Below are 11604 nucleotides of genomic sequence, written 5' to 3'. Positions count from 1 at the left end.
CCTCTTTCGCACTTACCTAATCGGGCAAAAGAATTTGTCCCTACGGTGTTATCATTACTCTTTATCGGCGGATGAAATATAAAAATGCTCTCAATAAGTTATTTATCAATCACGCAAAATCTTACAAAAAACGGCATAACTAAAATTCCTGCAACAACAACTGCAATATTTGTCACAAGCAAGGTCCAAAAGCTGATTGAAGCTATTATCCATAGCTCAAAAGCGTCAATGATTGCAGCAACTAATGCAATCATCAATAACAAAAGCAAAAATTTTACTCGTGATACCTTGAATTTTTTGCCGCAGTGGTAACATTCTGCGTTTCTTTTGTACATAATTCTTTTTACATCGCCATACCTAAAAATCGTGTGGCAATGCGGACATACCGGCAATTTAATCATAGCTTAAAACCTTCTGTTTGAAGAATATCTGTTGCCGCTGGGCTTTTGCTGCTTTGGTTTTTCGTCGGTTTCGCTGTCACTGTCGGGAATATAATGACGCGAACGGCTTGCGCTGTGAACATTCTCGGAATGAATCTTTTTTAGCGGAACATTGTCATAAGAATGATTCTCGCTGACATTGTCAATTAAATGAACATAACCGTCACTTTGCTGTCCGTTTTTATTGTGAATATTTTGCACATTATTGGTGTTTACAGGTTTTGTATCAGAAATTTCATCTCTTTGTGTATTTGAGCTGATGTCATCCTTGCCAAGCTGTTCCCGAGCCGCATTTCTTTCGGCTCTGATTTTATTAAAGACATCGGCGTTTATCTGGAACTGTCCGTTATCCTGAGCACTGCGGCCTCTGAAAGGTTCTTCCTTAAAATCCGAAATCAGCAGATTGTCAGAGTAGGCAATTCCCGCCTTTTTGGCTTCCATAGACTTTTTGTATTTCTTGAGTGGCTCATAATAAACAAACTTAGGCGTTAAGAATACAAAGATAATCAGAGGCAAAGCCACAAATGCAATTCCCAGCGGATTATTTGAAAAACCCAAAACGCTCCACACAACCATAATTGCAATTGCAATTAATGCAAACACGGCAAACACAATCAAAATTGAGCTTTTGATTCTTACCTTGCTTTCTTTGCCGCACCTCGGACAAACGTATTCTGCATTTCTCCTGTTTGAAAATGAAGCGGTGTATGAAATTCTTTTTCCGCAATACGGGCATCTCTTTTTTGTCATATTCATACCTCGATTTTAAAGTCAAAAGATATCGTTCAATAAATTTTACTGCAATAAAACTCAAAGTGTCTGACGTCTTGACAGAGTTTTTGTCGCAAGCTGGCTGATATACACAACGGTTTTGCCGTCCTTTCGGCACACAACAAACGATTTCGGAAGTTCATAAGACACATTCACAACCTGCCCCGACTGCTCGGCGATTGTAAGAAAATCCCTTGTTTTTTTGGATACGGTGCAGGCGTCAATATCAAACATTGCAATAATGCTTTCGCTTTCAATCACCGTGTCTTGTCCCAAGTGCAGATACATCAGTAACTTCTCCGTTTTCAACCTGAAAAATTTTGCCCTCTTTGAGCTGTTCTTTATTGGATTTTTCGCAGCAGGTTATAAACACCTGGCAATCCTTGATTTCGTTAAGCAAAAAATCCTGGCGTTTGTTGTCAATCTCGGACAGCACGTCGTCCAGCAAAATAACAGGCTCTTCGCCCATTTTTTCTTTGAGAACGGACGCTTCCGCAAGTTTCAGCGACAAAACAGCGCTCCTCTGCTGCCCCTGAGAAGCAAATGACTTTGCGTTTTTGCCGTTAATCAGTATTTCTATATCATCACGGTGCGGACCGGCATTGGTCACGCCCGTTCGTATGTCGTCTCTTTTATTTTCAGAAAATTTCTCTCTGAGTTTTTTCTCTATTGTTTCAAAGTCATCTTCAAGCGTAATCTGAGCCGATGAAACATAGCGTATATTTAATTCCTCTTTATTTTTTGAAATTCCGCTGTGATAAAATTTGGCTCTCTTGCTAAGCATCTTAACATACTCAAGCCTTTGTGCAATCAGCATTGAGCCGTATTTTATAAGCGGTTCGTCCCACACCTCAAGTGTGTCCTCAAGAGCAGGACGCTTATAAATATCTTTTAGCAGAGAATTTCTTTGGACAAGAATACGGTTGAATTTTGACAAAATCACCGCATTCTTGAGTTTTTCCCTGCAAATTGCGCTGTCAATGAATTTTCGGCGTTCGGACGGTCCTCTCTTAATCAAATTCAAATGCTCGGGTGAAAATACCACGGCATTGAACTTCTCTATCAGCGCAGAAGCCGAAGTCCTTTCTATTCCGTTAATTTCAACCTGCTTTTTGTTTGAAAGAAACACTATTTTTGCGGTTTGCTCTCGTCCCTGACCGAAAAATCTCATTTCAATTTTTGAGTTTGGCTTATCAAAGCAAATTACTTCGTTGTCTTTTGCGCTGCGAAACGAATGTCCGCCGCAAAAAAACCAAAGTGCCTCGATAATATTCGTTTTGCCCTGGGCGTTGTTGCCGTAGATTATATTAACTCCGTCGCAGGGCGTGATTATGTCGTTCTTTAGATTTCTGAAATTTTCAAATTTAAGTGCAATTACTTTCAATTTTTCAAATCAATCCCGACTATTCAACAATAATTTCGGTTCCGTCAAATTCAACCTTGTCGCCTGCTCTCAGCTTTTTGCCTCTCATTGTGCAGACCTCGCCGTTTACTTTAACCTCACCGTTCTGAATAACAATTTTGGCTTCTCCGCCTGTTCCCACCAAACCGCAAAACTTCATCAAATCCTGAAGTTTTATGTATTCGGAGTCAATTTTTATCCTATCAATTTTCATTTGCAAGCCTCATCGGTACAACAATGCTCAAAAAGCTGTCGCCCTTTACCGGTTTTATAATAATCGGCGCAACAGGACCGTTCAAAATCATTTTGATTTCGTCGGTATCGGTATTTTTGAGTGCCTCAAGCATATAACGGTTATTAAATCCGATTTCAACGTCGTCTCCGATTATCTGAACCGAGATTTCGTCGTTTGCCCTGCCAAGTGCCGAAGCGCATGAAAGTTTGATTTCGTCGTCGGCAAATTTACATCTTACAGGACTCTGAACCCTCTCGTTATTAAGCAAAGCCATTCTCTCAACAGAGGCAATCATACTTCTTGTCGAAATAACAAGCTCGGTTTTTGTGTCGCTTGGAATAGTGGTTTTGTAATCAAGGAATGTGCCTTCTATCAGCCTTGAAATTACGCGGTAGCTGTTGATTTGAAAAGCAATGTGGCGCTGACCGATAATTATCTCGGCATTTTCTTCGTCGTCATTTAAAAGCTTAAGCACCTCAAGCTGGGTTTTCCCCGGAACAACAAATCTGTTTTTGCTCTGAGAGTCAACGTTTTCACTTCTGATAGCCATTCTGTAACCGTCAATGGCTACGATTTTGAATACTCCGTCTTCAATTTCAAACAATGAACCTGTATAAATCGGCTTTGCCGTATTATCGCTTACCGCATACACTGTTTGTCTTATCATATCACGCAGAACTTTGGCGTTGATTGTAATTGAGTCGGTCTTTTCAAAAGACGGTAAATCCGGATATTCAACCGACGACATACCGACAACGTTAAAGTCAACGTTACCTGATTTGATATTTACAACCATTTTTTCGTCAGTTTCAATGAACACAACTTCTTCCGGCATTTTACGTACAATATCCAAAATAAGCTTTGCCTTAATAACAAACTCGCCTTCGCTTTGTATAGTGGCGTCAATGTCAGTTGTCATACCGATTTCAAGGTCATATCCCGAAATATTTAGCTTTTCGCCGTATCCTTTAATCAGCACACCCTCAAGTGCGGGAATGGCAGCTTTTGAAGATACTGCTCTCGAAACATTTGAAATTGCGTTTACTATGTCGGTTCTTAAACACGAAAATTTCACGGCAGTGAAAACCTCTCTTCTATATATCTTTATTTTTTCCGTAGTCGTAGTAGGGGATGTTAATATGTAGTAAAACCCTTTTAAACGGCTTGTACTCTGGCAAAACACGTCCACATCTTAAAATTGTGTTTTGTTTATTTTTGTTAGATTATTTTCAACAAATTTCAACTTTTAACATCGGGTTAGTAAATGTTAAGTTAATGTTAATTAAAATGTTAATTTTTTGGCACGGGCAGACAGTTTGATTTATCAAAAAACAATGGTGTCCCGTGTCTTTCATTCATCTGAAAATAGCTTTTTGGCACGTGTAGACAGTCTGTTTTATTAAAAACCAATAGTGTCCCGTGTCTTCCATTCATCTGAAAATAACTTTTTAGCACGTTTTTGGCACGTGTAGACGGTCTGATTTATCAAAAACCAATGGTGTCCCGTGTCTTCCATTCATCTTAAAGTAACTTTTTTTATACGTCTTTTGGCACATCATAGATAGTTTTTAGAAAAACAAATTCAATTAAATCTACTGTGCGTGGTTTAATTTATATACTTATATATAATGTCAACCATACAGAACGAATTTTGTACCGTTCCGTAGGCTTACAGCGGTTTATTAATTATCGCATTGCAGATAACAGTTTCTGATTTATTTTTCAAATACCGATAAATCACATATTGACTATCTGTCTCTGATATTTTTGATTGTATCCTCAATCAATTCCTTAACCTTTTGGTCTTGGTTCATCATCTTCTGAACCTTTTGCAATGTATATATAATTGTTGAGTAGTGTCTTTTACCAAACTCTTCGCCGATTGCAACCATAGAAAGTGTTGTCATCTCTCTTGTAATGTAAATCGCAATATGGCGCGCGTTGCTGATATTTGCGCTTCTGTTTTTCTGAGAACGAATTTCCTCAGCAGAAACGCCGTATGTTCTTGCAACCTCGTCAATAATTCTTTCCACTGTAACTTCAGGCGGAACGTCGTTATTGAGAATATCGGCAATAACCTCCTGAGCAGCGGAAATATTCGGTTTTTCATTATTCAAAAGGGATTTTGCTTTTAGCTTTTTAACGGTTCCCTCAAGCTGACGAATATTTGACTTGATTTTTGAAGCGATATATTCGCATACCTCGTTTGACAAATCAATTCCGTCAATTTCAGCCTTACGCTTTATAATTGCTATTCTTGTTTCAATGTCCGGCGGCTGAATGTCGGCAATCAAGTCCTGTTCAAATCGTGAACGAAGTCGGTCGTCAAGAGTTTTAATCTCCTTAGGCGGTCGGTCTGATGTAAGTACAATTTGCTTTTTTGCGTCATAAAGCGCATTGAACGTATGGAAGAACTCTTCCTGTGTACTTTCCTTACCTCCGATAAACTGAACGTCGTCAACGAGCAAAATATCGGTCTGTCTGTACTTATGCCTGAACTCGCTCATTTTTGCCAAACGCAGTGATTCAATCAACTCATTTGTGAAGTCGTCACCCTTTATGTAACAAATAACCTTTGACGGGTCATTTTTCTTGATTTCGTTTCCGATAGCATACAGCAGGTGAGTCTTTCCGAGTCCCGAGTTACCGTAAAGGAACAGCGGGTTATACGCTCTTGCGGGATTTGTCGCAACCGCAAGACAAGCCGCATGTGCAAATTTATTTGACGAGCCGACAATAAAGTTCTCAAATGTATATTCGTAATTTGTGTCTGTGCTTTCGTCTTCGATTTTCGGCTGCTTTACCTCAACGGAACCTGTTTCGTCCGGAGTTTGCAGTGCAATATTAAATTTATTGTCAAAAATCGCCTCAAAAGCCTCGTTTAAAAGCGGAATATAACAACGTGTTATAGTCTGACGATGAAAGTCGTTTGGTACAATAAGATATGCCGTGTTGCTCTCAAAGTCAAGTTTTAGGGGTTTTATTCTGCTTATCCATGTATTGTATGCTACGTCTGTGATTTTTGTCTGACAATACGAGCAGATAAGCTCCCATGCGTCCTCAAAAGAATCCATATTTTTCCCTTCCTATACCCGATATATAGTAATCCTTATACCGTTTTTTGTCGTATTCATTACCCCTGAAATATACCATCAAAGCCTAAAATACCATTCTTAATCATTATACATTATTACAAGCAAAAATGCAAGGGCTTTGACTTTTAGGATAACTTTGAGAAAACGCTGATTTTAACGCTTTTTTTCCTGCTGTTTTCAGTCAAAATAATTTTGCTCAAGCTACTTAATTTATCTCGGAATAGTTAACTGTTTTTACAGCCGATTTTTATTATATTGTCTGTCTATATTGCAATTAACAAAAGGGACGATTTTCATCGTCCCTAATACTAAAGTCTTAAATTTACTTTGTCTCGTTGCTGTCGGTTTTCTTTTCACGGAAAGCAAAGAATCTTTGACCGATATAGTTTGTTGCAACAAACAGGCAAGCGCCGATAAGCATCGAAGCGTAGTCTGCAAATACTTCCGGTCTTAAACCAAACATTGTAAAGCTGTTTGCAACGCAAATCCACTTTGTAACAGGAATTGCAATTCCGTATGCAATCGCATAGCAAATTGCAATGTTGAGTGCAAAGCGTGCAATCGGTTTCCAGCCCTTTTCTTTATTCTTAAAGGTAAAGTATTTATTGAGGAAGTAGCTTACAATGCTTCCGATTAAATATCCGAGTGCAGACGCAAGCCAAACGCCCCACTGGAACTTGTCCCAGCCAAAGCAGGCGTAGAATACAAACTGGAGTCCGTTTCCTACCAATGTATTGATAATGCCCACAAGGATAAATTTCCAAAACTTTATATCGAAAAAGTTAGAAAAAAATTCTGAGAATTTCGGACTTAACGCAAACATAACGGCTGCACACAAAAGTAAAACTATTTCAATAATAAGAATTACCCAAACAGCGGCAGAAGAACTTTGCTGTGAAGCGCAAATAATTGTGTAATCTCCCTGAACGGATGTTTTGCAAAGATAGCTGTTGCCGTCATAATTCAAATTAAAGCTGTCTTTTGAAAGGTCGCTGTCGTTTATGCCGAGGTCTTCGAGCTTGGCTTTCTTTTCAGAACCGAAGGTAGAGCTTATAATCTCTCCATCTTTTGCTATTATAACGTTTCTTCCGCAATTTTCGGCAAGGTTGGCACCGTTTACGTTTGCATAATCATCAGTGGTAATTCCGATAATAACTGCGCCTGTTCCGTCGCTCTGCGGAACGCCTGCAAGCAATGAATATTCATTGCTGCTGTCCTCGGCAAGAACAGGTTCGCTCATAAGTTTAACAGCCATACCCTTTACGATTTTTGAAAATGATGCATAATCATCTGTTTTCTTTATGTTCTTACCCTTGTAGTCTTCCGGGTATGAAGCTACGCAGTTGTTGTTGCTGTCAACAATAACTACCGAATCAATATACAAATCTCTTGTGATTTTCTGCAAATCTTCATCAGTTGTGTCTTTGCTGTACAGTAAAGCTACCGCATTTGCTTTTGAATAAATTTTGTCGGCAAAATCAAATTTAATTTTAGATTCCTGAGAATTAAAATCTTTAACTTTGTCATCAGCGTAGCTTAATGCAGCGTTAAGGTCAGCCTGTGAACTGTTTGAAGCGGAGCTTACGGCAAAGCAGGTGCATATAAATGAAAGCACAACTACGATTGCGGTTATTACAAGAGCATATGAAAAACTTATGGTTTTTGACTTATTTTTCATTGGGTTCTTCCTTTTCTTCGTTATTTTCTTCTTCAAAGTTTGAGAACTTTGTAATATAAATCGGTCTGTCTTTGGCTTCAAGATAAATTCTTCCTATATATTCGCCAAGAATACCGATTGACATTTCAGTAATTCCTCCCAAAAACAGTACCGCACACAGGGTTGTAACATATCCGGGAGTAGTAACTCCGAAAAACAGAGTTTGAATTAATGTTATTATTATATAGATAAGCGATATAAAGAATATTATAGCGCCCATAACGGCAGTAAACCTAAGCGGTGCAACCGAAAAACAGGTTATGCCGTCAATTGCATACTTAAACAAGCTTGAAAATTTCCATGTTGATGTTCCAAGCTCACGGTCTACCGTTTTGAACGATATCCATTTAGTGTTAAATCCAACCCAAGAGAATATTCCCTTGGAAAATCTCTGAACTTCGCCCAGTTCAACAATGGAGCGAACCATTTGCTGAGTCATCATACGGTAATCCATTGCTCCGTACGGATTTTTTACGTCAGTCAGCTTGTTTGAGATTTTGAAGAAAAGCTTTGAGAAAAATCCTCTGAAAAAGCTTTCTCCCTCACGTTCTTCACGCTTTGTTGCGCAGCAATCGTAACCCTCTTTTTCAAGGGCTTCTATCATTTGCGGGAACACCTGCGGCGGGTGCTGCAAGTCGGCGTCCATAACAACAACATAATCAGCCGTTGCGTGCTGAAGTCCTGCGTACATTGCCGCTTCTTTTCCGAAGTTCCTTGAAAAAGAAATGTATTTGACATTGCTGAAACGTGTGGCAAGCTGTTTCATAATCAAATAAGTTTTATCACGACTTCCGTCGTTGACAAGAATATATCTGAAACTGTAATCGGGAAGTGTGTCGATTACCTTATTTGTTTCAAGTACAAAGTGTTCAAGTCCCTCTTCTTCGTTAAAGCAGGGAACAACCAAATCAATGGTTTTCATAAAATCACCTCTATCCACCCATTATATCAAAGTAAAAAGCAAAAGTCCATTTTTTTTGGATTTTTTTATATTTTTATTTACCTTGCAGTAAAAACGTGTTAAAATATACTGGATTAATTATAGCTAAAAATATTTATGGAGGTAAGAAAGCTATGGCGAACAAAAAATCCGCTTCAAAAGCCGGTTCTAAGGCAAAATCTGCCGCAAGAACAAAGGCTGCGGCAAAGGCCGGAAAAGCTTCTGCAAATACAGAGGTTAACCCGCCGATTGAAAAGCAGTATCCAAATGGTTTTAAGGGATTTGTATTAAAAAACATTTACATTATTCTTGCATTTGCAGTACCGTTTATTCTTATGGTTACGGCGTTTGGACTTATGAATGTTTCGCCGTTTGGCACTGCCGACAAACAGATTCTAGTTACTGACTTGTGGCACCAATATTTTCCGTTTCTTGCAGACTTTCAGGACAAGCTGAAAAACGGCGAGTCGCTGTTTTGGACCTGGGCGGTTGGCGGAGGTACAAATTACTTTGCGCTGATGTCCTATTATCTTGCAAGTCCGCTTAACTTTTTAACGGTATTTATTCCGTCTGCATGGCTAAGAGAATTTCTTATGTTCTCTGTTTCAATCAAAATTGCTCTTGGCGGTATGTTTACTGCAATCTTTCTGCGCAGTGTTTATAAGAAGAATGATATATCTCTCATGCTGTTCGGATGTTGCTTCTCATTCTGCGCATTCTTTATGGGATATTACTGGAACACAATCTGGCTCGATACGGTTTGTATCACTCCGCTTGTTGTTCTCGGCGTTGTAAAACTTCTTACAGAAAACAAGTTCCGTCTTTACACGGTAACTCTTGCTCTTTCGCTCCTCACAAACTACTATATCGGTTTGTTTACCTGCATTTTTACGCTGTTGATTTTTATAGCGTACCATATTGTTCATTGGCAAAATGTCAAAGAATTTTTCAGAAGCTTGGTAAAAGTTGCTGTATTTTCGGTAATAGGCATAGGATTGACTGCATTTTTCCTGTTGCCGGCATTTTTCGGACTTCAAAACACAAATGCTTCCGGCAGTGCGTTCCCGTCAACCTTTGCAATTAATATCGGCGGAACAAATGATTTGGCAGGCGTTCTCAAGGCTATGAAGAGCATAGTTGCAAACCTTGTTAATTTCACCTGCGCCGCAACAAAGGCTGCCGACGCAATTCCGAACATTTCCTGCGGAGCAATTTGTATATTCTTTGGCTTCTTGTTCCTTACCTCTAAGAAGATTAAGTTAAGAGAAAAAATTGTTGATGTTGGTTTGCTGTTCTTTATGATGATAAGCTGTGTTATCAGACAGCTTGACTATATTTGGCACGGCTTTCACTTCACAAATATGATTCCGTACCGTTTCAGCTATCTTATAAGCTTTGTGCTTATTGTTATGGCGTTCAGAGCATTTTCTATCATTGATTTTTCATCTGCACTTAATGTTATTGTTGCTGCGGCTTGCAGCGCGGTTGTGCTTGCGCTTGCAATTAATGACGACGGAATTAAGACTCAGTTTACCGAACATGCCGAGTGGATTACTCCTACATTGGTTGCATCTGCGCTGTTTTTGGCAGTTACTGCAATTATTGTACTGTTCTACACAAAGCGTATTATTCCCAAAACGGTGCTCAGTATTGTATTAACCGTGCTTGTAATCGGTCAGAGCGCAGTTACGGCATATTACAGCGTAACCGTTACCACCGTTACAACCACAACAGATTATCCGAGAGGCGAAGAAACCACCGAGGCGGTTCTTGATTATATGAACTATCTTGAGGAGGATACAACAGAGCTTTGGCGTGCAGAGATGACGTCAACACAGACTCTCAACGACGGTGCGCTTAACCACTATGACGGACTTTCAATGTTCAATTCAATGGCTAATGTTAATATGACAAGATTCTTTGAAAACTTCGGTTTGATGGGCTGGAAGAGTGGAAACCGTTACACATACGCCGAGAGCTCACCTGTTGCCAACCTGTTTATGAACCTTAAATATCTTGTTGCACGTGACGTAACCTATCAGAATACCTATGACCTCAGCGAGGTTTACACCCTTGCAAACGAAAAACTTCTTAAAAACAATCATTATCTTCCTATGGGATTTATGACAGACAGCAAGCTGTCACAGTGGGTAGAAAACGACAACGAAGACCAGTTTAATCCGTTTGATACTCAGAGTGAATTTTTTAAGCTTGCAACGGGAGTGGACGAGAACGTTTATACTCCGCTTGAGGTTGAAAGTCAGGGTCACTATGATTCAAGCAAGTTTACCGTTAATAAAACCGCATACGGCAACTATTCGTTCAGCTGTCTTGACGGCTCAATCACACCGAATGTAAAGTGGAATTACACAGCTCCGAAAGACGGTATTTATTGTATGTATGCCGACATTACCGGCGGTGACGATATTACAATTATGCAAAACGATGTGGCTCAGCCTAAGACATACGGAATGGGACGTTCATATATTGCCTGCATTGGTTACTTTAATCAGGGCGATAAGATTTCTGTATATTCACAGCTCAAACAGGGACAGGCAGGCACCGCAAAAGTTTATGTAAACCTGTTTAATCAGGATGTGTTTGAAAAAGGATATGAAGCAGTAAGCCGTGGTGTTATGACCACAACAAAGGCTACCGGCAGTTCTATGGAGGGAACAATAAACGTAACAAAAGACGGATTGTTCTACACATCTATTCCATACGAAAAAGGCTGGACCGCTGTTGTTGACGGCAAAAAGGTTGACATCACACCGGTTGGCAATTCATTGGTTGCTTTTCCGCTTTCTGTCGGTGAGCACACAATAAAACTTTATTACTATCCTCAGGGATTCTGGCCGGGATTTGCGGTTTCTGTAATTTGTGCTGCGGCATTTGCGGCATTGTGCGTATATGTTTATATCTTTAAAAAACGCAAAAACAAACCGCAGGAAAAACCTGCTGAAATAACAGATAATAACAATTAATCCGAGATACAGGAGATTAT

The 11604-nt window shown here is 39.5% G+C and carries 10 protein-coding genes; 1 reads left to right on the top strand and 9 read right to left on the bottom strand.

The genetic code is table 11. The features are described 5' to 3' along the window. Positions 1 to 98: 98 nt before the first annotated feature. The 9 genes from BLP46_RS02700 to BLP46_RS02660 all read right to left on the bottom strand — a co-directional run bounded on the left by BLP46_RS02700 (position 99) and on the right by BLP46_RS02660 (position 8582). Positions 99 to 401 carry a hypothetical protein gene (locus BLP46_RS02700; RefSeq protein WP_092975218.1) on the bottom strand — a complete coding sequence of 101 codons (303 nt, stop codon included), beginning with the start codon at positions 399 to 401 and terminating at the stop codon, positions 99 to 101. Between the two features lie 3 nt (positions 402 to 404). After that, positions 405 to 1190, bottom strand: a complete 786-nt coding sequence (locus tag BLP46_RS02695) for a hypothetical protein (protein ID WP_092975215.1) — start codon at positions 1188 to 1190, stop codon at positions 405 to 407. Positions 1191 to 1250: 60 nt separating this feature from the next. Beyond that, a complete protein-coding gene (gene remB / locus BLP46_RS02690) occupies positions 1251 to 1472 on the bottom strand; it encodes an extracellular matrix regulator RemB (protein WP_318259430.1) in 222 nt (73 codons plus the stop codon). Further along, positions 1465 to 2595, bottom strand: coding sequence for a DNA replication/repair protein RecF (gene recF / locus BLP46_RS02685; RefSeq protein WP_092975209.1), 1131 nt, complete (start codon positions 2593 to 2595; stop codon positions 1465 to 1467). Before recF ends, remB begins: the two co-directional genes overlap by 8 nt. A 19-nt stretch (positions 2596 to 2614) precedes the next feature. Then, positions 2615 to 2827: an RNA-binding S4 domain-containing protein gene (locus tag BLP46_RS02680; protein WP_173311448.1), complete on the bottom strand. Its 213-nt coding sequence runs from the start codon at positions 2825 to 2827 to the stop codon at positions 2615 to 2617. Then, positions 2817 to 3923 (bottom strand): DNA polymerase III subunit beta, encoded by a 1107-nt coding sequence (gene dnaN, locus BLP46_RS02675; protein WP_092975206.1) that lies wholly within the window; start codon positions 3921 to 3923, stop codon positions 2817 to 2819. The genes BLP46_RS02680 and dnaN overlap by 11 nt, the downstream gene beginning before the upstream one ends. 673 nt (positions 3924 to 4596) lie before the next feature. Beyond that, positions 4597 to 5922, bottom strand: a complete 1326-nt coding sequence (dnaA, locus tag BLP46_RS02670) for a chromosomal replication initiator protein DnaA (protein WP_092975203.1) — start codon at positions 5920 to 5922, stop codon at positions 4597 to 4599. 343 nt (positions 5923 to 6265) lie between these two features. Next, positions 6266 to 7621 (bottom strand): GtrA family protein, encoded by a 1356-nt coding sequence (locus tag BLP46_RS13260; protein ID WP_318259428.1) that lies wholly within the window; start codon positions 7619 to 7621, stop codon positions 6266 to 6268. Further along, entirely contained in the window at positions 7611 to 8582 is a 972-nt protein-coding gene (locus tag BLP46_RS02660) for a glycosyltransferase family 2 protein (RefSeq protein ID WP_092975200.1), read from the bottom strand. Before BLP46_RS02660 ends, BLP46_RS13260 begins: the two co-directional genes overlap by 11 nt. 152 nt (positions 8583 to 8734) lie before the next feature. Here BLP46_RS02660 and BLP46_RS02655 point away from each other — a divergent pair, with 152 nt between their 5' ends. Continuing rightward, positions 8735 to 11584 carry a YfhO family protein gene (locus tag BLP46_RS02655; RefSeq protein ID WP_092975197.1) on the top strand — a complete coding sequence of 950 codons (2850 nt, stop codon included), beginning with the start codon at positions 8735 to 8737 and terminating at the stop codon, positions 11582 to 11584. Positions 11585 to 11604 lie beyond the last annotated feature (20 nt).

The organism is Ruminococcus sp. YE282, from assembly GCA_900101355.1.
GTDB lineage: Bacteria > Bacillota > Clostridia > Oscillospirales > Acutalibacteraceae > Ruminococcoides > Ruminococcoides bromii_A.
The sequence above is the reverse complement of the archived record's forward strand: the minus strand, read 5'-3'. Positions and strand labels throughout refer to the sequence as shown.

Excerpts from the sequence above, each read along its gene's own strand:
- BLP46_RS02700 (WP_092975218.1), bottom strand. The coding sequence starts at position 401 with ATGATTAAATTGCCGGTATGTCCGCATTGCCACACGATTTTTAGGTAT.
- BLP46_RS02695 (WP_092975215.1), bottom strand. The coding sequence starts at position 1,190 with ATGACAAAAAAGAGATGCCCGTATTGCGGAAAAAGAATTTCATACACC.
- BLP46_RS02680 (WP_173311448.1), bottom strand. The coding sequence starts at position 2,827 with ATGAAAATTGATAGGATAAAAATTGACTCCGAATACATAAAACTTCAG.
- dnaA (WP_092975203.1), bottom strand. The coding sequence starts at position 5,922 with ATGGATTCTTTTGAGGACGCATGGGAGCTTATCTGCTCGTATTGTCAG.
- BLP46_RS13260 (WP_318259428.1), bottom strand. The coding sequence starts at position 7,621 with ATGAAAAATAAGTCAAAAACCATAAGTTTTTCATATGCTCTTGTAATA.
- BLP46_RS02660 (WP_092975200.1), bottom strand. The coding sequence starts at position 8,582 with ATGAAAACCATTGATTTGGTTGTTCCCTGCTTTAACGAAGAAGAGGGA.
- BLP46_RS02655 (WP_092975197.1), top strand. The coding sequence starts at position 8,735 with ATGGCGAACAAAAAATCCGCTTCAAAAGCCGGTTCTAAGGCAAAATCT.